At 67.2% G+C, this 24,884-nt stretch carries 16 protein-coding genes; 13 read left to right on the top strand and 3 right to left on the bottom strand.

Features of this window, described 5'->3' with window-relative positions; translation table 11 throughout:
• Positions 1–45: 45 nt before the first annotated feature.
• The 3 genes from ACTJI2_RS05270 to ACTJI2_RS05260 all read right to left on the bottom strand — a co-directional run bounded on the left by ACTJI2_RS05270 (position 46) and on the right by ACTJI2_RS05260 (position 3,350).
• Positions 46–999, bottom strand: a complete 954-nt coding sequence (locus ACTJI2_RS05270) for a copper resistance protein B (protein WP_440841355.1) — start codon at positions 997–999, stop codon at positions 46–48.
• A complete protein-coding gene (locus tag ACTJI2_RS05265) occupies positions 996–2,819 on the bottom strand; it encodes a copper resistance system multicopper oxidase (protein ID WP_440841354.1) in 1,824 nt (607 codons plus the stop codon). Before ACTJI2_RS05265 ends, ACTJI2_RS05270 begins: the two co-directional genes overlap by 4 nt.
• 111 nt (positions 2,820–2,930) lie before the next feature.
• Positions 2,931–3,350 carry a CopL family metal-binding regulatory protein gene (locus tag ACTJI2_RS05260; RefSeq protein ID WP_192198667.1) on the bottom strand — a complete coding sequence of 140 codons (420 nt, stop codon included), beginning with the start codon at positions 3,348–3,350 and terminating at the stop codon, positions 2,931–2,933.
• Positions 3,351–3,645: 295 nt separating this feature from the next.
• Between ACTJI2_RS05260 and ACTJI2_RS05255 the strand changes: the two genes are divergently transcribed.
• The 13 genes from ACTJI2_RS05255 to ACTJI2_RS05195 all read left to right on the top strand — a co-directional run bounded on the left by ACTJI2_RS05255 (position 3,646) and on the right by ACTJI2_RS05195 (position 24,721).
• Positions 3,646–4,635 (top strand): glucokinase, encoded by a 990-nt coding sequence (locus ACTJI2_RS05255; RefSeq protein WP_192198666.1) that lies wholly within the window; start codon positions 3,646–3,648, stop codon positions 4,633–4,635.
• 42 nt (positions 4,636–4,677) lie between these two features.
• Positions 4,678–5,682 (top strand): N(4)-(beta-N-acetylglucosaminyl)-L-asparaginase, encoded by a 1,005-nt coding sequence (locus tag ACTJI2_RS05250; protein WP_440841353.1) that lies wholly within the window; start codon positions 4,678–4,680, stop codon positions 5,680–5,682.
• Entirely contained in the window at positions 5,679–6,422 is a 744-nt protein-coding gene (locus tag ACTJI2_RS05245) for a copper homeostasis protein CutC (RefSeq protein WP_440841352.1), read from the top strand. The genes ACTJI2_RS05250 and ACTJI2_RS05245 overlap by 4 nt, the downstream gene beginning before the upstream one ends.
• A 396-nt stretch (positions 6,423–6,818) precedes the next feature.
• Positions 6,819–9,698, top strand: coding sequence for a TonB-dependent receptor plug domain-containing protein (locus ACTJI2_RS05240; protein WP_440841437.1), 2,880 nt, complete (start codon positions 6,819–6,821; stop codon positions 9,696–9,698).
• A 284-nt stretch (positions 9,699–9,982) separates the two neighbouring features.
• On the top strand, positions 9,983–12,358 hold the full coding sequence (locus ACTJI2_RS05235) for a GH92 family glycosyl hydrolase (RefSeq protein ID WP_440841436.1): 2,376 nt from the start codon (positions 9,983–9,985) through the stop codon (positions 12,356–12,358).
• A gap of 116 nt (positions 12,359–12,474) precedes the next feature.
• Positions 12,475–13,551 carry a LacI family DNA-binding transcriptional regulator gene (locus ACTJI2_RS05230; protein ID WP_141452748.1) on the top strand — a complete coding sequence of 359 codons (1,077 nt, stop codon included), beginning with the start codon at positions 12,475–12,477 and terminating at the stop codon, positions 13,549–13,551.
• Between the two features lie 48 nt (positions 13,552–13,599).
• Positions 13,600–14,907, top strand: a complete 1,308-nt coding sequence (fucP, locus tag ACTJI2_RS05225) for an L-fucose:H+ symporter permease (protein ID WP_440841351.1) — start codon at positions 13,600–13,602, stop codon at positions 14,905–14,907.
• Positions 14,908–14,914: 7 nt separating this feature from the next.
• Positions 14,915–15,916 (top strand): carbohydrate kinase family protein, encoded by a 1,002-nt coding sequence (locus ACTJI2_RS05220; RefSeq protein ID WP_440841350.1) that lies wholly within the window; start codon positions 14,915–14,917, stop codon positions 15,914–15,916.
• Positions 15,903–17,102: an AGE family epimerase/isomerase gene (locus tag ACTJI2_RS05215; protein WP_440841349.1), complete on the top strand. Its 1,200-nt coding sequence runs from the start codon at positions 15,903–15,905 to the stop codon at positions 17,100–17,102. Before ACTJI2_RS05220 ends, ACTJI2_RS05215 begins: the two co-directional genes overlap by 14 nt.
• Before the next feature lie 68 nt (positions 17,103–17,170).
• Positions 17,171–19,420, top strand: a complete 2,250-nt coding sequence (locus tag ACTJI2_RS05210; protein WP_440841348.1) for a family 20 glycosylhydrolase — start codon at positions 17,171–17,173, stop codon at positions 19,418–19,420.
• 152 nt (positions 19,421–19,572) lie between these two features.
• Positions 19,573–22,251 (top strand): beta-mannosidase, encoded by a 2,679-nt coding sequence (locus ACTJI2_RS05205; protein ID WP_440841347.1) that lies wholly within the window; start codon positions 19,573–19,575, stop codon positions 22,249–22,251.
• A 25-nt stretch (positions 22,252–22,276) separates the two neighbouring features.
• A complete protein-coding gene (locus ACTJI2_RS05200; protein WP_440841346.1) occupies positions 22,277–23,770 on the top strand; it encodes a glycoside hydrolase family 47 protein in 1,494 nt (497 codons plus the stop codon).
• A gap of 240 nt (positions 23,771–24,010) precedes the next feature.
• Positions 24,011–24,721: a response regulator transcription factor gene (locus tag ACTJI2_RS05195; RefSeq protein WP_440841345.1), complete on the top strand. Its 711-nt coding sequence runs from the start codon at positions 24,011–24,013 to the stop codon at positions 24,719–24,721.
• Positions 24,722–24,884: the final 163 nt, after the last annotated feature.

Raw genomic sequence — 24,884 nt, 5'->3', positions numbered from 1 at the left:
GTCGAATCGGGATGAGGCGGCGGCGCGGTCGCCGCCGCCGGGTTGTCAGAACCAGAAGCGGACGCCGGCCACGAAGCGGGTATCGCGGGTGTCGCCACCTTCGCCGCGCCGGTAGTCGGCGGTGTCGCCGAACAGCCGTTCGTGCACCACGCCCACGTAGGGCGCGAAACGCCGGTTGATTTCGTAGCGCAGGCGCAGGCCGGCTTCGACCTTGTTGAGGCCGGTGCCTTCGCCGTATTCGGGCACGTCCTTGGACGAGAAGCTCGCTTCGACCAGCGGTTGCAGGATCAGGCGGTTGGTCAGCAGCAGTTCGTACTCGGCTTCTACCGTGGCCATGACCTGTCCGGATTCACCCACGTAGGCGGTGGCGGACATCTCGAACTTGTATGGCGCCAGCCCTTGTACACCGAAGGCGGCCCAGGTGCGCGAATCGGCCGGGCGGAAATCCTGCTTCACGCCCACCACCACATCCCACCAGGGCGAGACGCTGCGGCCGTACAGGACTTCCAGTTCGGACGATTCGGTGCGCGAGCCTTCGCGTTCGCCCTCGCTGCGCAGCCACAACCGGTTGAGGTCGGTGCCGAACCAGGCGCTGCCTTCCCAGGCCTGTCCGGTGCCGTGATCCGCATCCCAGCCTTCCAGGCGGTTGATCATCACCAACGAATTGAATGCCGGCGCATGTTCCATCGCATGCGGTTTGAGGGAGGGGAAAGCGGCGGCGCGGTCGGCGTCGGTGACGGCCGGAATGGGCTCGCGCGGATCGGTGGGAGCCTTGGCCGCCGTTCCGTGGTCCATCGTCGAATGGTCCATTTGCGAGTGATCCGTCTCCGAATCATCCGCCTTCGGGGTTTCCTCGACGGGGACCGGCGGTTTCTGCTGTGCGGGCGCGGGGGGCGCATGCGCGGCATGGTCGTGCTGTTGTGCCTGGACCTGGGCGGAGAGCGCCAGGGTCAGCGCGGCGGCCAACAGGCCGAGCGAGAGATGGGGGCGCATGTTCATTCCTCCACCCGCACTTCCCGCATCATGCCGGCTTCCATGTGGTACAGCAGGTGGCAGTGGAACGCCCAGCGGCCAAGCGCGTCGGCGCGCACGCGATAGGTGCGGCGCGTGCCCGGCGGCATGTCGATGGTGTGCTTGCGCAGGTGGAAGTTGCCCTGGTCATCCTCCAGATCGCTCCACAGGCCGTGCAGGTGGATCGGGTGCTGCATCATCGTGTCGTTGACCAGCACGATGCGCATGCGCTCGCCGTAGTTCAGGCGCAGCGGCTCGGCGCCGGCGAAGGGGATGCCGTTGAACGACCAGGCGAACTTCTCCATATGCCCGGTGAGATGCAGTTCGACCTCGCGGCCCGGATCGCGGCCGTCGGGATCGTCGAACAGGCTCTTCATGTCGCCATAGGTCAGCACCTTGCGGCCGTTGTCGCGCAGGCCGATGCCGGGATCGTCCAGCTTGGGCGAAGTGGCCGCCGTCTGCATGTCGATCAGCGGATTGCCGGCTTCGCTCGGCGCATGCACCGGTGCCTTGCCGCCGCCGCCGTGCGCACCGTGGCCCATGCTGGCGCCACAGCCGCCTTCCATGCCCTTCTGCCCGGACATGTTCGCGCCGCAGCCGCCTTCCATGCCCTTGTGGCCGCCCATGTCGTGACCGCCGCCGCCCATGTCATGGCCCATGTCCGACATGGTCAGCAACGGACGCGGATCGCGTGCCGGTACCGGCGCTTCCAGGCCCTGGCGCACCGCCAGCGTGCCGCGCGCGTAGCCGGTGCGGCCCATGTCCTGGGCGAAGATGGTGAAGGCGTCCTGTCCGCCGGGTTCGACCAGCACGTCGAAGGTCTCGGCCACCGCGATGCGGAACTCGTCGACGGTGACCGGATGGATGTACAGGCCGTCGGCGGCGACCACCGTCATCTTCAGGCCGGGGATGCGCACGTCGAAGTAGGTCATCGCCGAGCCGTTGATGAAACGCAGCAGCACCTTTTCGCCGGAGCGGAACAGCCCGGTCCAGTTGCCGGCGGGCGCATTGCCGTTCATCAGGTAGGTGTAGGTGTGCGCGTTGATGTCGGAGATGTCCGAGGGCGTCATCCGCATGCGTCCCCACATGCCACGATCGGACAGCGTCGCCGCCCAGCCGTCGCGGCGGACGTCGCGGGCGAAATCACCGACCGTGCGCTGGTAGGTGTTGTCGTGCATCGGCATCTTCTTCATCCGCCGGAACAACGCGGCAGGATCCAGATCGGTCCAGTCGGACAACAGCACGACGTGTTCGCGATCGAAGCGATAGGGCGGCGGTTCGGCCGGGTCTATGACAAGCGCGCCGTACAGGCCGGCCTGTTCCTGGAACATCGAATGGCTGTGGTACCAGTAGGTGCCGGACTGCTTGAGCTGGAACCGGTACTGGTAGGTTTCGCCCGGCGCGATGCCGTCGAAACTCAGGCCGGGGACGCCGTCCATGTTGGCCGGCAGCAGAATGCCGTGCCAGTGGATCGAACTGTGCGCGTCGGCCAGGCGGTTGGCGACCCGCAGGGTGACGGTGTCGCCTTCGCGCCAGCGCAGGATCGGCGCCGGCAGGCTGCCATTGACGGTGATCGCCGGGCGGGTACGGCCGGTGAAGTTGACCGGCGAGGTGCCGATGGCGAGATCGAAATCGGTGCCGGTCAGCACCGGCGCCTGGTACATCGAATGGGCGGTGTTCGCCCATGCGGGAAGGCGCGCGAGGCCGAAGCCGGCGGCAACGCCGCCCACGGCCAGGCCGGTGACGAAGCGGCGCCGGGAAAGCTGGAATCCGGAACCGGATCCCGCGCCGAAAGAATCGGAAGACATGAAAACTCCTGACGATATTCGAAGGCAGCCCGGGGTCGGAACTGCGGGAAGACGCGCGGAGCGACGGCAGCGTCGCGGCGGCGCGGAATATCCACGGCCCTGTGGCCGGATTCAGGCGATGGGAGGTCGCTGCGGGGAAGGAAGCGGCGGGGCGGGATGGCCGGCGGGAACAGGACCGACCGGATCGGCGCTGGCGCGCGGTCCGTTGCCGATCCACGCCGCCGGCATCGTCGCGGGCGCCTGCTGGGCGCAGAAGCCATCGCAGTGGCCGGTGGAACAGCAATCGGGCTGGCCATGGTCGTGGGCCGGCGCCGGTTTGGCAGCGGTTGGGGCGCCGTCCGCGTCGTGGCAGGGGGCGGACACCGCCGGATCGGCCTTGGTCGTCATGGCGCAGTCGTCCATGGCGTGTCCCGCATGCACCTGGCCGGCCTGGGCCACGTGCATCTGCAGCGCGGCCACGGCGTTGCCCGTCCCCGAGACCAGCAGGGTAACGCTCAGCAGGATCCGCAGCAGCAGCGAGGGAAGCGACATGACGGCACGTACTTTAACCGGGCGGCCCGTGAATGTGCAGCGGCGGACGGCGGCATACATCACCGGATAAGCATTGGACGCGGGTCCAGGCGGGCCACGCCCGGCGGCGGGGCGGCCTGTTAAAGTGAACGGGTTGCTTCCCTGTGCGCCCGCGGAGTACGCCCCGGTATGGATTCGGCATCTTTCCAAACGTCCTGCGATGCCACAGAATCCAGGCGCTTGAATCGATCCAAACCAGGGCAAACGCGTGAATGCAGCAGCGGTACCGTACCCGGCCAATCCTGAAGTGCCGCAAATGAGTCAGGCCACGCACGCCTCGCCCGGCCGGGAACTGATCGTTGCCGATGTCGGCGGAACCTTCGCCCGGCTGGCCAAGGTCGCGGTGGCGCCGGGGCATGCGCCGCGCGTCCTCGCCTACCAGAAGTACGCCTGCGCCGAATACCCCGACCTGGCCGCGATCCTGCACAGGTTCGCCGTCGATGAGCACGCCACGGCCGATGCCGCGGTGGTGGCGATCGCCGGGCTGCTGGATGGCGACACCCTGGTCAATTCCAACCTGCCGTGGCCAGTGTCGCTGGAGCGCACCCGGCAGGCCTCCGGTCTGGCGACGCTGTCGCTGATCAACGACTTCGAGGCGGTCGCCTACGCGATTCCCTATCTGCACGCCGACGGCCTGTCGCCGCTGAGCGGCGAGCATCCGCATACCTTCCATTGGCCGGCATTGGTGCTTGGGCCCGGCACCGGGCTCGGGGCGGCGTTGCGTTTCGAGGGCGGCACGCGGCCGGTGCTGGCCAGCGAGTTCGGCCATGCGGCGCTGGCGCCGGGCAATGCGCTGGAAATGGAAGTGCTGGCGCTGCTGATGAGGCGCTGGCCGCATGTGGACAACGAGCGCGTGCTGTCGGGCAACGGCCTGATGAACCTGTATCCGTGCCTGTGCGAGATTCGCGGCAGGACCCCGCGCTGGCAGACGCCCGAACAACTGATCGCCGCCGCGCAGGCGGGCGAGGATCCGCTGGCGGTGGAAACCGTCGAGGTGTTCTGCGGCTGGCTGGGCAGCCTGACCGGCGATCTGGCGATCGCGTTCGGCGCCAAGGCGGTCTATCTGGCGGGCGGCATCTCCGGCCATATCGAACAGTTCCTGCGCAACGGCAGATTCCGCGAGCGCTATCTCAACAAGGGCGTGCTCGGCCACGTGCTGCGGCACGTGCCGGTGTGGCGGGTCGATCACGGCCAACTTGGCGTGATGGGCGCGGCCGCGTGGTACGCCTCGCACCACCTGGATTGAATCGACACGGCGCCGCGCGCGCCCATCCCGAGGGAGGATCCGATGACTGATCGCAGGCAGTTCCTGCAGGCTGGCCTGTTGGCCGCCGGTGCCCTGTCGTTGCCCGCCATGCGCGCGGGCGCCGCTTCCGCTCCCGGTGCGCGGGTGGTGTCCACCTGGGATTTCGGCGTGCCTGCCAACCAGGCGGCCTGGCCGGTGCTGGCCCGCGGCGGCACCGCGCTGGACGCGGTGGAAACCGGGGCGCGCTGGGCCGAGAGCGAGCTGTGCAATCCCACCGTCGGCCATTGCGGCAATCCGGATCGCGACGGCGTGCTGACCCTGGACGCCAGCATCATGGACGGTGACGGCCGCTGCGGTTCGGTCGCCGCGCTGGAGGACATCCTGCATCCGATCTCGGTGGCGCGCCGCGTCATGGAGAAGACCCCGCACGTGATGCTGGTGGGCGAGGGCGCCCAGCAGTTCGCGATTGCCGAAGGCTTCGAGAAGAAGCGCCTGCTCACGCCGCAGGCCGAGAAGGCGTGGCGCGACTGGCTGAAGACCGCCGAGTACAAGCCGGAGATCAACGCCGAGCGGCGCGGACAGCCCGGCAACAAGGACAACCACGACACCATCGGCATGCTCGCCATCGATGCGCAGGGCCGGCTGGCCGGCGCCTGCACCACCAGCGGCATGGCCTGGAAGATGCACGGCCGGGTCGGCGACAGTCCGATCATCGGCGCCGGTCTCTATGTCGACAACGAGGTCGGCGCCGCCACCGCTTCCGGCGTGGGCGAGGAGATGATCCGCAACGCGGCCAGTTTCCTGGTGGTCGAACTGATGCGTCAGGGCCGCTCGCCGATGGACGCCTGCCGCGAGGCCATCGACCGGGTCGTGCGCAAGCGTCCGGAGGCCAGCAAGAACCTGCAGGTGTGCTTCCTGGCGCTCAACAAGCATGGCGAGGTCGGCGCGTTCGCCCTGCATCGCGGTTTCGTCTATGCGGTATGCGATGCCGGCAAGCGCGACGATCTGCGCGAATCCGGCTCGGTCTACACGACCACGCAGTCATGAACGAAAAGCCCGACGGCTGCCTGCTGGAAATCGCCGCCAACTCGCACCTGTCCGCGCTCGCGGCGCAGGCCGGCGGCGCGGATCGGATCGAACTGTGCGAGAACCTGGGCGAAGGCGGCACCACGCCGTCCTACGGCACCCTGGCGAGGACCCGGGACCGGTTGTCGATTCCGATCTTCGTGCTAATCCGGCCGCGGGCCGGCGACTTCCTGTATGGCCCGGAGGAGGTTGAGGTGATGCTGCACGACATCGCGGCCTGCCGGCAGCTGGGCTGCGACGGCGTGGTGATCGGCGCGCTTGACGCGGGCGGCGACATCGACCTGCCGCTGTGCCGCGAGTTGGTGTCGGCGGCATCGGGTATGGGTGTCACGTTCCATCGCGCCTTCGACGCGGTCCGCGATCCGGCCAGGGCGCTGGAAGCGATCGTGGCGCTGGGGTGTGATCGGGTGCTGACCTCGGGTGGCCAGGCCGACGCGGTGCAGGGTGCCGCGGCGATCGCCGGCCATGTGCGGCAGGCGGCCGGTCGCATCGCGATCCTGGCCGGGGCCGGGCTGACGCCGGGCAATGTCGCGGGACTGGTGCAGGCGACCGGCGTGAACGAGGTGCATGCCTCGGCCAAGGCGCGGCGCGCCACGGCAATGGCGTTCCACAACCCGGCGCTGGCCGGGCTCGAGTACGACCGTCAGGAAACCGATCCGGCGATCGTCGCCGCGTTCAGGCGGGCACTCGCCGCGCTCTGAGCCGGGGGGCCAGGTGCGCCGCGGGCGGGCCTCGCGGGTGAGTTTGCGCACTTTGTTCATCCGCCTGTCATCGATGCATGGCAGGGGTCTGAAACCGCCACCCTCAAGCCATTGATTCGAAACATTTATCTCGATTCAAAATGCAAGTCTGACTGATTTGCTGCGTTGCGGAATGCCATCCCGCATTTACGCATGCTTAATTTAGATCGATCCAGAGAGAGGCGCCTGAGCCATTAGAACGATTCAGGCGCGGGGTTAGATCGAGAGAAATCCTTCTGGACGCCGCCGTATCGCAAGTCAAACACCACACCAACTAACCACCCCGAGTACTTCGCAAAAATGGCTCAGTCCACCCGTTACCGCCGCAACGTCCTGTCCAGCGCCCTGCTGCTGGCGATGCTGCCTTCGTTGTCCGTGGCCGCCCAGGAGGCCGCTTCTTCCGAATCCACCAAGGAACTCGATACCGTCACCGTCACCGGCTCGCGCATCAAGCGCGCCCAGGTGGAAGGTCCGGCGCCGGTCCAAGTCATCTCCGCCGACCAAATCAAGAAGGAAGGCTTCACCACCGTCTACGACATGCTGAGCACGCTCAACGAAGCGATCGGCACGGTCGAGGCCGATGTGGCTTGGGGTTCGCATACTCCCAATGCCAGCCCGTTGAACCTGCGCAACATGGGGCCGGGTCGCAGCCTGCTGTTGGTCAACGGCCGTCGCGTGGCCGATTACCCGCTGCCATATGGCGGGCAGAGCAACTTCGCCAACTACAGCAACATTCCGGCCGCCGCCGTCGAGCGCGTGGAAGTGCTGACCGGCGGCGCGTCGGCCATCTACGGCTCGGACGCGGTGGCCGGCGTGGTCAACATCATCCTGAAGAAGAACTACGAAGGCGACGAATTCCGCATCCGTGGCGGCGCCTCGACCGAGGGTGGCCGCGACACCTGGGACATCTCCTGGGCTGGCGGCAAGGTCGGCCAGAACTGGAGCGTGACCTATGCGGCTCAATACACCGAGCGCGACCCACTGTTCGGTCGTGATCGGCCTGGCATGGACGATTCCGACGATGCGCCGTACAGCTCGTGGAATCCGGAACAACGCAAGGTCGGCTTCCGTCCGTTCAGCGGCCTGGCGTTGATCGATGCAAACACCGGCATGCGCCAAGCGCCGCCGACCGGCACCTGCGAGAAGTTCGGTGGCGAGTTCTATCTGGCTGATCGCCTCACCTACAACCGCAACAGCGACACCATCACCAACAGTGGGCAGTTGTGCGGGCTGACCTCGGACTTCGGCAACTGGCTGATCCGTGGAGGCAGCAAGGATCTGTCGGGTTATGTGTACGGCACCTGGGATTTCGAGAACGGCATGCAGGCTTGGGCCAACGTGTCTGTATTCGATTCGGAAGCCGAGTGGGGTACCTCGCCTCCGGGCGTGCAGTTCCCGGCGGGCCTGGACGCGCCTGCGTTCTACGACGTCGGCAGCGGCATGTCGCTGATTGGCGTGCGCAACTTCACCGCGCAGGAAGTGGGCGGTGACGCCAACCTGCGCAACCACAACCAGGAACGTTCCTGGGACATCAGTGCCGGCCTGCGTGGCACAGTAGGCCGGTTTGATTGGGATGCCTCGCTGGGCCGTTCCTACTATTCTGTGCGTGAAAGTATTTCCACGGTCGATTGGGACCTGGTCAACGCCTATTTCCTTGGCCCGCAGGTGGGCGTGGTCAACGGCTTGCCGGCGTACAACCTCAACCGCGATCGCTACTGGAATCCGGTCACCCCGGAACAGTACCGCCAGTTCGGCACCCATTCGATCAACCAGTCGGCATCCTGGGTCAACCAGGCGGCCTTCACGATCAGCGGTGATCTGTTCGAGGGTTGGGCGGGTCCGATCGGCTTCGCGGCGGTGGCGGAGGTCGCCCAGCAGGGCTACGAGCTGAACCCGGATCCGCGTGGCAACCTGGATTACGACGTGCAGAACATCGATCGCGGTGGTGGCGAACGCACCCGCTATTCGACCGGCGTCGAGTTCAGCATCCCGCTGGTCAACACGTTGACCGCGACGCTGGCGGCACGCTACGACCGCTACGGCGACTACAAGTCGTATGCCGATTCGTCGACCAACATCGGTACCCAGAGCGAAACCACCTGGAACGCCGGTCTGCAATGGCGTCCGCTGAGCAACCTGCTGATCCGCGGCAGCTATGCCACCAGCTTCCGCGCTCCGGACATGCACTACCTGCTGGCCGAGCACAGCTCAGCACAGGTGCGCACACTGGACCCGTTCCGCTGCATCGACAGCGGCGCCTACCAAACCAACAATTGCACCTCCGAAAACACCGACGTCACCTATCCGTTCAATATCAACCGCGAGGGAGCTTCGGACCTGAAGTCGGAATTGGGCAAGTCGTGGACGGCGGGTTTCGTGTGGGACATTCTCGACAACCTGTCATTGACCGCCGATTACTGGGCGATCAAGCTGGAAGACGAAATCCGCGATATCGGTGAGGACATCGTCCTGCGTGACGAGGCGGGCTGTCGCACCGGTCTTACCACCACACCGGGACAGAGCTGGTCGAATCCTGGCGGCGCCGACTACTGCGCCTCTATCCTCGACCGCGTCACCCGCGACGCCGACGGTTTCATCACCGACGTTCGTCGTGGCCCGATCAACATCGCACAGCGCGAAGTGGAAGGCATCGACGTGTCCGCCCGCTACCGTCTGACGACCGATCGCTGGGGTGATTTCCAGTTCGGTGTGAACTACACCAACCTGCAGTCGATGAAGGAACAGACCTACCGCACCGATCCGAATCCGGAACGCCGCGATCGCGACGTCCGCAGCAAGATCCGTGGCAGCGTGAGCTGGGCCTACGGCAACTGGAACGCCACTGTCTACGGCGATCGCATCGGCGCGGTGCCGAGCGTGCGCTACCACTGGGATCCCAACGACCTGGCCAACTCGGGTGGCTGCATTCCGTTCGCCGACGGCGGCGTGCCCAGTGACAAGGCCGGGTGCGTCGATACCGATCCGAACAGCCCGACCTTCGGCCAGGCTACGCGCAAGTTCTACGGCCGCGTCGGTCCGGCGATCACCTGGAACTTCAACGTGGGTTATCGCATCACTCCGCGAGCGAAGATCAACCTCTACGTGACCAACGTGTTCAACAGCACCGGCTGGAACCACAAGGACCCGTACAAGCTGGACTACGAGTTCTACAACAGCCGCCTGTTCAGCCCGGTGGGCCGCGAAGTGGCGATGGAGTACGTGTTCAACTTCGAGTGATCCCGAGGTTCTCTCCCCGTCCGCGTGGACGGGCTCGGGACTGTCGGCCCGGCTTCGGCCGGGCCATTTTCCCCGCTCCACCAGTTGTATACGCGTCATACAATCCGGCGGCATCCTCCCCGAGGGATGCCGTCCGGACTCCAGGAAGCTTCAACCCGCGGTCGCGAGACCGCACGCATACAAGGTAATCAGACCGCATGACACCGACGTCCCGAGTACCGGTTTCCACGCGCGCCCGTCCCGTCGCACTGGCCCTGGCCGGCCTGCTGGCGCTGGCCACGCCGATGATCCACGCCGCACCGGCGGTGGATCCGGTGCGCGAGGTGAACACCTTCATCGGCAGCAAGGACGACGGCAACACCTTCCCGGGCGCTTCGGCGCCGTTCGGCCTGATCCAGGTCAGCCCCATCGGTGAGCACTACACGGGCTGGCGTTACGACGATCCCAAGATCCGCGGCTTCGGCCATTCGTTCCTGTCCGGCGCCGGTTGCTGGGAGCAGGGCGGCCAGGTCTCGGTCCTGCCGGTCACCGGCACGATCGGGCCGGGCGGCGATTTCGACACCAAGGATCCCAAGCGTTTCAACCACAAGACCTATGCCTCCCGCTACAGCCACGACGGCGAGGTGGGGCAGGCCGGTTACTACAAGGTGCGCCTGCTCGATTACGGCGGCATCGACGCCGAGGCGACCGCGCTGACCCGCGCGGCGGCCGAGCGCTATACCTTCTCCGCCGGCACCAGCGAAGGCCACGTGCTGGTCAACGTGGCGCAGGCCAACGAGCGCCATTCGGTGATCGGCAGCACCGTCGACGTGGTTGGCGATCGCGTGGTGGAAGGCAAGCTGGTCACCCGCAGCTTCTGCGGTGGCCACCAGTACACCACCTGGTTCCGCATCGAGTTCGATCGCCCGTTCAAGGCGTTCGGTACCTGGGGCGAGACCGGCGGCCTGCCGGGCGCGCGCCACAGCATGGAAGGCGAAGCCAAGCTCAACGGTGCCTGGCTGAGCTTCGACACGAGCAAGGGCAAGGCGGTCACCGCGATCAGCGCGATCTCCCACGTCGATGCCGAAGGCGCGCGCAACAACCTGCGCAGCGACGGCATGCGCGGCGGCAAGCTGCTCGGCTTCGAGCAGATGCGCAAACAGGCCCAGGACACCTGGCGCAAGGAACTGGCCAGCATCCGCGTGCAGGGCGGCAACCAGGACGACCGCACGGTGTTCTACACCGCGCTGTACCACGCGCTGCTGCAGCCGCTGACCGGCAGCGACGCCGACGGCCGCTATCGCGGCTATGACGAGCAGATCCACCGCGCCGACGGCTGGACCTACTACGAGTACTTCTCGCTGTGGGACACCTACCGTTCGCAGAACCAGTTGCTGGCGATGCTGCGCCCCGAGCGCACCCGCGACATCGGCCGCTCGCTGCTGGCGATCCACGAGCAGGGCGGCTGGCTGCCGCGCTGGGGCTATGCCAACTTCGAGACCAACGTGATGACCGGTGATCCGGTCACCCCGTTCATGGTCGACCTGTGGCGTTTCGGGGCGCTCAAGGGCGTGGAGAAGCAGGCCTATGCGGCGCTGCGCCAGAACGCCTTCGAGATGCCGCCGACCAATTCGCGCCATGCCGGCCGTTCCGGCAACGCCAGCTATCTGGCCAACGGCTTCGTGCAGTACGACCGCGCCTGGCCGTCCAAGGGCATGGACGTGGATCCGCACCACGGCGGTTCGGCCACGCTGGAGTACGCGCTGGCCGACTGCTCGCTGGCGCAGATGGCCGACGGCCTGGGCCTGGGCGAGGACGTGGCGGTGTTGCGCGAGCGCGGCCGCAACTGGCGCAAGGTGTGGGACGCCCACGTGCGCGACGAGGAAACCGGCTTCACCGGCTTCCCTCGCGCGCGCATGGAGGACGGCGGCTGGTACGTGCCGGCCGACGGCCACTACAGCCCGCGTTCGCACCACGGCTTCCACGAAGGCACCGCCTGGCAATACCAGTGGCTGGTCCAGCAGGATGTGCCCGGACTGGTCGAGGCGATGCACGGCGCCGAACAGGCGGGCAAGCGCCTGGACACCTTCTTCGCCTACGACGCGCTGGTGAAGGATCCGCTGCACGCGGCCCGCAAGGAGTGGGTGGTCGGCCCGTACAGCTACTACAACCAGTACCGCTACAACCCCAACAACGAACCGGATCTGCACGCGCCGTGGATGTACACGCTGATTGGCCAGCCGTGGAAGACCACCACCGTGCTGCGCGCGGCCCAGCAGCTGTTCACCAACGCGCCCAACGGCGTCACCGGCAACGATGACCTCGGCACGATGTCGGCCTGGTACCTGTTCAGCGCGATGGGCCTGTATCCGGCCGTGCCCGGCACCGGCCAGTTCCTGCTGCATGCGCCGCGCTTCAGCCGGGTCGAGATGGACCTGGGCCAGGGCCGCACCCTGCGCATCGACGCGCCGGGCGCCGACGGCCGCACGCTGCAGTATGTCGATGGCGTGCGCGTGGACGGGCAGGCGCATGCGCCGGTCTGGCTGGACTGGAATCGCCTGCAGCAGGGCGGCCGCATCGAGTACGCGCTGACCGCCACGCCGCCGACCACCGGCTGGGGCACCCGCGCGGCCGATCTGCCGGCATCGTTCTGCGCCGCGCCGTCCGCGGGCGGCCAGTGAGTTACCGCCATGTCCGCCGCCGCTCCGGCTCTCTCTCCCACCGGTCCGGCGGCCGGCATGGCATTTTCCCCCGCGCGATCGTTTAGGCTTGCGGCTTCCCGGGACGTTACGAACAGATGAAAGACAAAGCCACCGCGACAGGGAAGGGTGCCCGCGCAGGCGCGGGCCGGAAGGCCGGCAAGCGGGCGGTCACGGTCACCGACATCGCCAATGCCATCGGGGTTTCGCGCGCGACCGTTTCACTGGTGCTGCGCGGCAGTCCGCTGGTGCACGCCGACACCCGCGCGCGGGTGGAAGCCGAGCTGCGTCGCCAGCGGTATGTCTACAACCGCGGCGCGGCCAACCTGCGCCGGCAGACGTCCTCCAGCGTCGCGCTGGTGATCAACGATCTGTCCAACCCGTTCTTCGCCGAATTCGCGGCGGGCGTGGACGAGGCGCTGGGCGCGCGTGGTTACGTGACCCTGCTCGGCAGCACCGCCGAATCGCCCGAACGCCAGCAGGCGGTGCTGTCCACGTTGATGGAACACATGCCGGCCGGACTGATCCTGTCGCCCGCCGAGGGCAGCGACAGCGCGCAGTTGCGGCAGGTGCTGGGCGCGCACGGCAACGTGCTGCTGTTCAACCGCGAACTGGATGGCGCCGACTGGGATTTCCTGGCGCTGGACAACCAGCGCGGCGCCTACATGGCGACGCAGCACCTGATCAATCTGGGCCATCGCCGCATCGCCTTCTTCGGCGGCCACGCGGATTCGTCGTCCTGCCGGCAGCGCCGCGCGGGCTACGCGCAGGCGATGCAGGAAGCCGGCCTGGCGGTCGAGGACGGGCGGATGATCGAGTCGGCGCCCAATCGGCTGGAAGCCGCCTCGCGCACCGGCGAACTGTTCGCCAGCGAACCGGCCCCGACCGCGGCGGTCTGCTACAACGACACCGTCGCCCTCGGCCTGATGCTAGGGCTGGCGTCGCGCGGCATCCATCCGGGGCGCGATTTCGCGGTCACCGGATTCGACGATATTTCCGAGGCCGCGGTGACGTCGCCGCCGCTGACCACGCTGGCGGTGAACCCGCGCGAGCGTGGCCGGCAGGCCGCTGAACTGCTGCTGCGCCGCCTGGGCGAACCCGAGGCGCCGCCGCAGCGCACCACCGCATCGGTGGAGCTGCGCATCCGCGAAAGCAGCGGGGCGCCGCGCCCATGATGTCCTTCCGTTTCTCCGTATCCACCGAACCCTGAGGCGAGCCCCCGCATGGCCTTTGCTCCGACACCCCAGCCCCGGACCTCCGCCGCCGCTCCGGCGGTCAACACCCGCGTGGCCCTGGCCGTGGTCACCACGATCTTCTTCATGTGGGGCTTCCTGACCTGCCTCAACGACATCCTCATCCCGCACCTGAAGGCGGTGTTCGAGCTGAACTACGCGCGTGCGATGCTCGTGCAGTTCACTTTCTTCGGCGCGTACTTCCTGATGTCGCTGCCGGCCGGCCGGCTGGTCGCGCACCTGGGCTACAAGAAGGGAATCGTCGCTGGCCTGGTGATCGCCGGCATCGGCGCGCTGGGCTTCTGGCCGGCGGCCGAACTGCGCATCTATGAAGCCTTCCTCGGCGCGCTGTTCGTGCTGGCCACCGGCATCACCGTGCTGCAGGTGGCGGCCAATCCCTATGTCGCGCTGCTGGGACCGGAGCAGACCAGCTCCAGCCGGTTGACCCTGGCGCAGGCGTTGAATTCGCTGGGTACGGCCATCGCGCCGATCTTTGGCGGCCTGCTGATCCTGAGCAACACCGTCAAGAGCGCCGATCAGATCGCGGCGCTGCCGGAGGCCGAACAACTGGCCTACCGCGTCCAGGAAGCGCAGGCGGTGCAGGGCCCGTACGTGGGCCTGGGCATCGCGCTGTTCCTGCTGGCGGTGTTCGTGTTCCTGTTCCGCCTGCCGGCGCTGACCGAATCCACCGAGCAGGCGGATCCGGTCAAGCACACGCTGGGCGAAGCGCTGCGCCATCGCCATGTGCTGTTCGGCGTGCTTGGCATCTTCTTCTATGTCGGCGCTGAAGTGGCGATCGGCAGCTTCCTGGTCAACTACCTGTCGATGCCGAACATCGGCGGCTTCACCGAACAGGAAGCCACCAACTACGTCGCCGCCTACTGGACGATGGCGATGATCGGCCGTTTCGTTGGCTCGGCGATCATGGTCAAGTTCTCGCCGCGAAAGCTGCTGGCGATCTTCGCCGCGGTGAATGTCGCGCTGCTGGCGCTCACCATGCTGGCCGAGGGTCCGGTTGCCGTGTACAGCGTGGTGGCCACGGGCCTGTTCAATTCGATCATGTTCCCGACCATCTTCGCGCTGGGCATCGAGCGCCTGGGACCGCTGACCGGCAAGGCGTCGAGCCTGCTGATCATGGCGATCGTCGGCGGCGCGATCATTCCGTACCTGCAGGGCGTGCTGGCGGACAACATCGGCCTGCATCACGCCTTCATCCTGCCGCTGCTCTGCTACGGCTACATCATCTTCTATGGCCTCTCGGGTTCGCGCCCGGACGCCTCGGCGGCCAAGGGAGCGTAAGGCCAAAATGTCGAAAATCGTTTGTTTCGGCGAGGTTTTGATCGATCTACTCGCCCAGCCCCCGGCCACGCCGGATACCCCGCGCGCGTTCCTGCAGTACGCCGGCGGCGCGCCCGCCAACGTGGCGGTGGCCGCGGCCCGGCTCGGCGCGGATACCCATTTCGCCGGCATGCTGGGCGAGGACATGTTCGGCGACTTCCTGCGCGAGAGCCTGGAATCGGCCGGCGTGGCGACCGACTGCATCGTGCGCACCGGCGAGGCCAAGACAGCGCTGGCCTTCGTCGCCCTGGACGCGACCGGCGAGCGCAGCTTCAGCTTCTATCGGCCGCCGGCGGCGGACCTGCTGTTCCGCACCGAGCATTTCCAGCCCGCCTGTTTCAACGGTACCGGCAGCTTCCACGTCTGTTCCAACAGCCTGACCGAGCCGACCATCGCCGAGACGACGTTCAACGGCATGCTGCGCGCGCGCGCGGCCGGCGCGGTGGTCAGCCTGGATCTGAACCTGCGCCCGGCGCTTTGGCCCGCCGGCGTGGATCCGGCGCCGCGACTGTGGGAGGCGCTGGGCAACGCGGACCTGGTGAAGCTGTCGCAGGAAGAACTCGACTATCTGGCGCGTCCGTTCGGCGCTGGCGCGGAAGGCGAAACCCGGGTGCGCGAGCGCCTGTTCGAAGGCCAGGCCCAGTTGCTGATCATCACCGACGGTGCCGCGCCGATCCGCTGGTTCACCCGCCAGGCCGATGGACGCGTGAGCAGTTTCCGGGTCGAGACGCGCGACACCACCGCCGCGGGCGACGCCTTCGTCGGTGGCCTGCTGTTCCGGCTGGGCGAGCGGGGCGGGGACGGCGCGGGTTTCGCCGCGTTCTGCCACAACCGCGGGGCCATCGAGGACACCCTCCGCTTCGGCGCCGCCGTCGGCGCGCTGGCGGTGACCCGCAAGGGTGCCTTCGCCGCCATGCCGACCCTGGCCGAAGTCCAACAACTGCTGCAGGACCAACATGAGCACGCTTGATACCGCGCCGGATTTCCGGTCGCCCGCGTTCCTGCGCGAACACATCGCGCAGACCATGGCCTTCTACCATCCGCGCGCCATCGATCCGGCCGGCGGCTTCTTCCATTACTTCCGCGACGACGGCAGCGTCTATGACGCCGGCCATCGCCACCTGGTCAGCAGCACGCGATTCGTCTTCAACTACGCGATGGCGTTCCGCGAATTCGGCAACGCCGAGTACCTGGACGCGGTGAAGCACGGCCTGCGCTACCTGCGCGAGGTGCACCGCAACCCGACCACCGGCGGCTATGCGTGGACGCTGCGCGACGGCGTGGTCGAGGACGACATGAACCACTGCTACGGCGTGGCCTTCGTCCTGCTGGCCTATTCCTGCGGCGTGAAGGCCGGCGTGGAAGAGGCGCGTGGCTGGATGGACGAAACCTGGAATTTGCTGGAACAGCGCTTCTGGGAACCGGAACACGGCCTGTACAAGGACGAAGCCGACGCGCAGTGGAATTTCACCGGCTACCGCGGCCAGAACGCCAACATGCACATGTGCGAGGCGATGCTGGCGGCGTTCGAGGCCACCGGCGAGCGCCGCTATGTCGAACGCGCCCTGCAACTGGCCGATAACATGACCCGCCGTCAGGCCGCCAAGGCCGACGGGCTGGTGTGGGAACACTACGACACCCGGTGGAACATCGACTGGGACTACAACCGCGACAATCCCAAGCACCTGTTCCGCCCGTGGGGATTCCAGCCCGGCCACCAGACCGAGTGGGCCAAGCTGCTGATGATCCTGGATCGCCATGTCGACGCCGACTGGCTGGTGCCGACCGCACGCCACCTGTTCGATGTCGCGGTGGCGCGTTCCTGGGACGAGACGCGTGGCGGTCTGTACTACGGCTTCGCCCCGGACGGCGCGGTGTGCGACGACGACAAGTATTTCTGGGTGCAGGCCGAATCGCTGGCCGCCGCCGCGCTGCTGGCGCAGGGCACCGGCGATGCGTCCTACTGGCAGTGGTATGACCGCCTGTGGGACTACTCCTGGAAATACTTCGTCGATCACCGGTACGGCGCGTGGTACCGCATCCTGGATGCGGACAACCGCAAGTACAGCGACGAGAAGAGTCCGGCCGGCAAGACGGATTACCACACCATGGGCGCATGCCATGAGGTACTGAACGTGGTGCGCCCGCGCGGCTGAGCCGGGCCACCACACCGAGCGAGGAGGGAAGGGCTTTGCACGGAACACACGCGTCAAGTTTTGGATCGATGCAACGTAGGCTGGCGGCAGGACTGGTCCTGCTGGCATCGGGATTCGCGCACGCACAGGCACCGGCGCCTTCGCTGGTGCCGTTGCCGGCATCGGTCAAACCGGAAACCGGAACCTTCGTGCTGTCGTCTGCCACGCGGCTGTGCGCGGAAGGCAAGGACGCGCAGGCGAATGCCGATCTGTTCAATGCCTGGCTGCGCGAGCGGCAAGGCTGGGCGCTGCGCGATTGCGGCAAGGCATCGGCGAAAACCGCCGACGTGATCCGGCTGGCGCCCGCCGGCAAGGACATCGCCGCCGAGGCCTACCAACTGCATGTGCAGCCGCAAGGCGTCAGCCTGCGCGGCGACGCCGCCGGCCAGTTCTATGGTGTGCAGACGCTGATGCAACTGCTGCCCATCGAGCGCGCCCCGCGGCTGGAACTGCCGGCGCAGCGTATCGATGACGCGCCGCGCTTCGCCTATCGCGGCATGCACCTGGACGTGGGCCGCCACCTGTTCCCGGTTGATTTCATCAAGCGGCTGCTGGACCGGATGGCGCACTACAAGCTCAACCGCTTCCACTGGCATCTCACCGACGACCAGGGCTGGCGCATCGAGATCAAGCGCTATCCGCGCCTGACCGAAGTGGGCGGGCAGCGCAAGGAAACCGACGGCGACGGCAAACCCTACGGCGGCTTCTACACCCAGGACGAGGTGCGCGACGTGGTCGCCTACGCGGCGTCGCTGCACATCACGGTGATTCCGGAAATCGAGATGCCCGGCCATGCGCTGGCCGCCTTGGCCGCCTATCCGGAACTGGGCTGCACGCCGGGACCGTTCGAGACCGGCACCACCTGGGGCGTGTTCGACGACATTTTCTGTCCGACCGAGCCGACCTTCACCTTCCTGGAAAATGTGCTGGACGAGGTCATCCCGCTGTTCCCGGCGCCGTACGTGCACATCGGCGGCGACGAAGCGCCGAAGACGCGCTGGCAACAGAGCGCGGCGGCGCAGGAAGTCATCCGCCGCGAGGGCCTGAAGGACGAGCACGAACTGCAGAGCTGGTTCATCCGCCGGATGGAGCGCTTCCTGCACTCGCGCGGCAAGCGGCTGATCGGCTGGGATGAAATCCTCGAAGGCGGCCTTGCCCCGGATGCGACGGTGATGTCGTGGCGCGGCGAGGCCGGCGGGATCGCCGCCGCGCGCCACGGCAACGACGTGATCATGTCGCCGACGCGCTGCTGCTACCTCGACTATGGCCAGGGGCCCAAGGACACCGAGCTGTGGCAGAAAGGCGGCGAGCTGCCGATCGAGACCGTCTACGCCTACGACCCGGTGCCGGTGGAACTGGAGGCCGACAAGCGCCACCACATCCTCGGCGTGCAGGCGAACGTGTGGACCGAGCGCATGCCGCGCAAGGAAGTGGTCGAGTACATGGTGTTCCCGCGCCTGCTGGCGCTGGCCGAGATCGCCTGGACGCCGCAGGCGCAGCGCGATTTCGACGCCTTCGATCGACGCCTGTCCGGCCAGTATCCGCGCCTGGCGCAGGCCGGACTGCGATACCGCATTCCGGCGCCATGGGGCCTGCGCGACGGCCTGGCGGTGGAACAGGACCAGTACACCCTGGACCTGCGGCCGCGCGTGCCCGGCAGCCGCATCCACTACACCCTGGACGGCAGCGTCCCGACCACCGCCTCGCCGCGGGCGACCGGACCGGTCAGCGTCACCGTGCCTGCCGACGGCGCGGTCACGGTGCGCACGCTGACGATCACCGCCGATGGGCGCGAGAGCGGCATCCACCGCGCGACCCTGCGCAACCGCCGCTACAAGCCGGCGCAGCCAGAGCCGAAGGAAGCGCGCGCCTCCGGCGTGTCCTACCGTTACTACGAAGGCACCTTCGACCGGTTCGCCGAGATGGAAGCGGCCAAGCCGGTGCGCAGCGGCAGCGCGCAGTCGTTCGATTGGCGCGGCTACGGTCGCCACGAGCATTTCGGGCTGGTGTTCGAAGGCTGGCTGCACGTGCCCGAAGATGGCCTGTACCGTTTCCGCGCACAGGCCGACGATGCTTCCGCGCTGTACATCGATGGCGAGGCGGTGGTGCGCAACGAGACCTATGATCAGCCGGTGGAAGGCAGCGTGCCGCTGCGCCGCGGCTGGCACCGGCTGCGGCTGGATTTCTACCAGCGTTCGGGCGATATCGGCCTCGGGCTGAGCTGGGCGAAGGGCGAGGCGTCGCTGAAACCGCTGGACGCGACGCAGTTGCGGCATTGAAGCAGGAGGTCCGGCCGGATCCGGGATCCCGGGTCGCGGACGGACGCACGGATTCCCGCGACGCGCGTGCGTGGCGGGAACGGCGCAGGATCACGCCACGCGGGTGCCGTCACGGCACCGAGCCGCGTCGGCCGAGGAGGAGGAGCGAGTTCATGAGAGTCCAACCCATTGCCGCCACGGTTCCCGCCTGGATGCGCGCGATGCTCTGCGTCGCGTGGCTGTTGCTGGGCACCACCGCGATCGCGCAGCCGGCCGCGCAGTCACAGGCGGTCAGCGCCGATTGGCGCTTCCGCCTGTTGCCCGGCGACGCCCAGCTCGCGGCGCACCCGCAAGCCGCCGGATGGGCGAAGGCCGCGGTGCCGGGCACGGTCCACACCGATCTGTTCGCCAATGGGGTGATTCCGGATCCCTACGTCGGCGCGCCGGAAGCCGGGCTGCAATGGATCGGGCTGGCCGATTGGGAGTACCTGGGCCGCTTCGATGTCGATGCCACGACCCTGGCGCGTCCGCACGCGGAACTGGTGTTCGAGGGACTGGATACCTTCGCCGAGGTCGAACTCAACGGCCAGCCGTTGCTGAAGGCGGACAACAGCCACCGCACCTGGCGCGCGCGCGTGGACGGGCGGCTGAAGGCCCGCGGCAATGAGCTGCGGGTGGTGTTCCGTTCGCCCATCCGCACGCTGCTGCCGAAGGTGCAGGCGATGCCGCACAAGATCGCCGGCAACTATCCCTCGCCCTATGGCGACGAGCCGAAGGACGCGATGGTCGGCAACTTCGTGCGCAAGCCCGGTTACCACTTCGGCTGGGACTGGGGCCCGCGCTACGTGACCGCCGGCATCTGGCGGCCGATCCGGTTGGAAACCTGGAACGATCTGCGCATCACCGATCTGGCCGTGCGCACCGATGCGCTGGACGAGCGCCAGGCCCGGCTGGCCGTGCTGGTGGAGGTCGATGCCGCGCGTGCCGGTTCCGCGGACGTGGAGGTCGAAGTACTGGACCCGGATGGGCGCCGCGTCGATGTCCTGCGCCGCAAGGCCGCGTTGACCGCCGGTGTCCAGCCGGTGACGGTGGAGATGACCCTGCCCAAGCCCCGTCGGTGGTGGCCGGTGGGCTATGGCGAACAGGCGCGCTACACCTTCCGCGCCACGGTCAAGGCCAGGGGCGGACAGGCGAGCAGCGAGCGCCGCACCGGCTTGCGCATGATCGAACTCAAGCGCGATGTCGACGCGGACGGGCAGGGCCAGGGCTTCGCCTTCGTGATCAACGGCGTGCCGGTGTTCGCAAAGGGCGCGAACGTCATCCCCTTCGACGCGTTCCCGCCGCGCGCCGACGAGAAGCGCGTGCGCGCGGCGTTGACCGCCGCCCGCGACGCCAACATGAACATGCTGCGCAACTGGGGCGGCGGCTATTACGAGGAAGATGTGTTCTTCGAGATCGCCGACGAACTCGGCCTGCTGGTCTGGCAGGACTTCATGTTCGGCGGCGGCATGCAGCCCGGCTACGACCCGGCGTTCCGTGCCAACGTGGTGGCCGAGGCGCGCGACAACATCCGCCGCCTGCGCCACCACCCCAGCATCGTGCTGTGGTGCGGCAACAACGAGGAAGAGACCGCGTGGAAGGACTGGGGCCACCGCAAGCAGCTGGTCGCGGCGGATCCGGTGTTCGCCGACAAGGTCTGGCAGGGTTATGTGGCGCTGTTCGGACAGGACCTGCGCCAGGTGGTGGGCGAGCAGGGACTGGGCGTGCCGTACTGGTCCAGTTCGCCCAGCAACGATCTGGACGAGAAGGCCAACGATTCGCGCAAGGGCGACAAGCATTACTGGGACGTCTGGGCCGGTTCCAAGCCGGTGCAGGCCTACCTGGACGAAACCCCGCGCTTCATGTCCGAGTTCGGCCTGCAGGCGTGGCCGGACATGCGCACCATCGCCAGCTTCGCCAAGCCGGAAGAACAGGCGGTCGACAGCCCGGTGATCAAGGCGCACCAGAAGTTCCTGGCCGGCGAGGGCAACACCCGCCTGTCGCTGTACATCGAGCGCGAGTACGGCAAGCCGCGCGATTTCCCCGGTTTCGTCTACCTGAGCCGGGTGATGCAGGCCGATGGCATCGAGCTGGCCGCACTGCATCACCGCGCCTCGCGGCCGTACACGATGGGTTCGCTGTACTGGCAGCTCAACGACGTGTGGCCGGGCGCCTCGTGGTCGAGCGTGGATTTCTACGGACGCTGGAAGCCGTTGAACTTCCACGCGCGCCGTTTCTTCGCACCGCTGGCGGTCGCGGCGCTGCGCAAGGAGGGCGTGACCCGGTTGTCACTGCTGTCCGACCTGACCACGCCGACGGACGCCGAATGGCGCCTGCGGGTGATGGACTTCGATGGCCGCGTGCTGAAGGAGCGTCGCCAATCGGCCACGCTCGCGGCCCTGGCGGCGACGTCGGCCGGCGAGTTCCGCGACGCCGAACTGCTGGATGGCGCGGATCCCGCGCGCACGTTCGCGGTGTTCGATCTGGTCCGCGGCGGCGAGACGGTTTCGCGCGGACTGGTCTACTTCACCGCGCCGAAGGACCTGCACCTGCCGGCGCCGCGCATCGACACCGAGCTGGCCGCCGATGGCGACGGTGACGGTTATCTGCTGACCCTGCGTTCGCCGGTGTTCGTGCGTGCGTTGTGGCTGGACTTCGGCGATCTGGACGCGACGCTGTCCGACAACGCGCTTGACCTGCTGCCGGGCGAAGCCGTCAGCCTGCGCGTGTCCTCGAAGACCGACGCGGCGGCGCTGCGCAAGGCGCTGACCCTTCAATCCCTCGCCGACGCGATGTCCGCGCCGGCTCCCTGATCGTTTTCCGCAAAGAGGAACTCCCATGCACGACGTATCGAACCCGACGAATTCCCCCCGTCGCGCCCTGCGTGGCCAGCGCCTGGCCGGCGCGGTGGTGATGGCGCTGACCCTGGTGACGGGCACCGCCTGCAGTCAGAAGCCGGCGGCCGAAACGGCCGCGCCCGCGGCAACCGGAACGCCGGCGCCGGCCGCCAAGGCCGCGAGCGCGGACGTGCCGGTGGTGGACGAGGCCGAGGCCGCGCGCCTGGCCGAACAGGTCAAGGCCGAGACCCGCCATGCATGGCAGGGCTACATGCAGTTCGCCAAGGGCCACGATGATCTGAAACCGATCAGCGGCCAGCCGCGCGACTGGTACGAGAAGTCGCTGCTGATGTCGCCGGTGGACGCACTGGATACCCTGATCCTTCTGGGCCTGGACAAGGAAGCGACCGAAGCGCGCGAGCTGATCGCCACCCAGCTCTCGTTCGATCACGACATGTACGTGCAGAACTTCGAGATCACCATCCGCCTGCTCGGTGGGCTGATCTCCGGCTATCAGCTCAGCGGCGACGAGCGCCTGCTCAAGCTGGCCGAGGATCTGGGCAAGCGCCTGCTGCCGGTGTTCGAGAGCAAGACCGGGCTGCCGTACACCCACGTCAACCTGCGCACCGGCAAGGTCCGCGGCACCGTCAGCAATCCGGCCGAGACTGGCACCCTGCTGATCGAGTTCGGCGCGCTGAGCAAGCTGACCGGAAATCCGATCTATTACGACAAGGCCAAGCGGGCGCTCACCGAGACCTTCAACCGCCGCTCCAGGATCGGCCTGGTCGGTCTGAACATCAACGTCGAGACCGGCGAGTGGACCAATCCGACCAGCCATATCGCCGGCGGCATCGACTCGTACTACGAGTACCTGTTCAAGTGCTGGAAGCTGTTCGGCGATGCCGACTGCAAGCGCATGTGGGACGAGAGCATCGGTCCGATCAACCAGTACCTGGCCGATGAAGTGCGCGAGGGCGAACTGTGGTACGGCTACGCCGACATGAACACCGGCAAGCGCACCCAGACCACTTACGGCGCGCTGGACGCGTTCATGCCGGGCCTGCTGGCGTTCGGTGGCGATCTCGAGCGCGCCAAGCGCCTGCAGGAATCCGGCCTGAAGATGTGGCGCTTGCACGGCATCGAGCCGGAAGCGATCGACTACGCGAAGATGGAAGTGACCTCGCCGGGCTATCCGCTGCGTCCGGAGATCGTCGAGTCGGCGTACTACCTGCATCACTACACCGGCGATGCGCGCTACCGCGGCATGGGCAAGGAATTCTTCGAGGACTTCGTTCGCCACACTCGCACCGAGCACGGCTTCGCCGCGCTGAAGGACGTGCGCAGCAAGGAGAAGAACGACTCGATGGAAAGCTTCCTGTTCGCCGAGACCTTCAAGTACTACTACCTGCTGTTCGCGCCCAAGACCGCACTGGACTTCGACGCGGTGGTGTTCAATACCGAGGCCCATCCGATCCGGAAGACCTGGAAGGACTGAGTCCGGACTTCATCGCCGCGGCATCCGAATGCCCGTCCCCAGGACGGGCATTTTTTTTTGCCCACGCGCCCGCACACGGGCGGGATAGGGGGCGTTTTCGGAGAGCATGGGAGAGCAGAGGAGAGCATGGGAAAACCTGGAGTGGCGGAATGCGTGGTCGGTAACCGTTATCACGACGGATCCGATATGCTGAATGCGTAATGCGAATCACAACTCTAGGCATCCAACCCGCTTGACTCCATGCTTGAAGCCACCCTGACGCCCGCCCGCATCGCGGTGACGGAAGACGACGACGAACTTCGCGAACTGCTCGTGTCGGAACTGGCCGAGCGCGGTTTCCAGGCCGTGGGTTTCGCCAGCGCCGAAGCGCTTTACCGGCACCTGGCCGTGCAGCCCTGCGACATCGTGCTGCTGGACATCGGTCTTCCCGGCGAGGACGGCTACGCGGTTGCCCGCCACCTGCATCAGATCGCTTCGGTCGGCATCGTGATGCTCACCGCGCGCGGGAAAAGCGACGACATGGCGCGGGGGCTCAGCACGGGCGCGGATCTGTATCTGGTCAAGCCCGTGGACATGGATGTGCTGGCCGCGGGTATCGCCAGCCTGCGGCGCCGCCTGTCCGCTTCCGACCGGATCGTGCCGGCGGAACCCGCGCCACGTTGGGCGCTGGTCGCCGGTGGCTGGAAGCTGCGCACGCCCGACGGCGTGGAGTTGAGCCTGGGCGAAGCGGAACGGGTGTTCCTGCGCATGTTGTTCGAACAGCCCGGCGAACCGGTGGAGCGCGAACGCTTGATCGCCGGCATGACCGAGTCGCCTGCGGATTTCGATCCGCATCGGCTCGAAGTGCTGCTGCATCGCCTGCGCCAACGCGTACGGGGTGCGAGCGGACACGCGCTGCCACTGCGCGCGGTGCGCGGCATCGGCTATCTGTGGTTGCACGAGGGCGGCTGAGCACGCCGCGATCCATGGCGTGTCCGTGTTCGTGCGCGGCGCTGCGCTGCGCGAGAGTGTTCGAGAGCGATGGAAAGTGTGAGTGATGTTCCGTTATTGAGGTGATAAGAATCACAAAATAAGATTCCCCTGCCGTTGCAGCGCACAAAACCTGCGCTTTGCG

The organism is Pseudoxanthomonas sp. 22568, assembly GCF_052044485.1.
GTDB lineage: Bacteria > Pseudomonadota > Gammaproteobacteria > Xanthomonadales > Xanthomonadaceae > Pseudoxanthomonas_A > Pseudoxanthomonas_A beigongshangi.
This window is presented reverse-complemented; position numbering and strand designations above follow the sequence as displayed.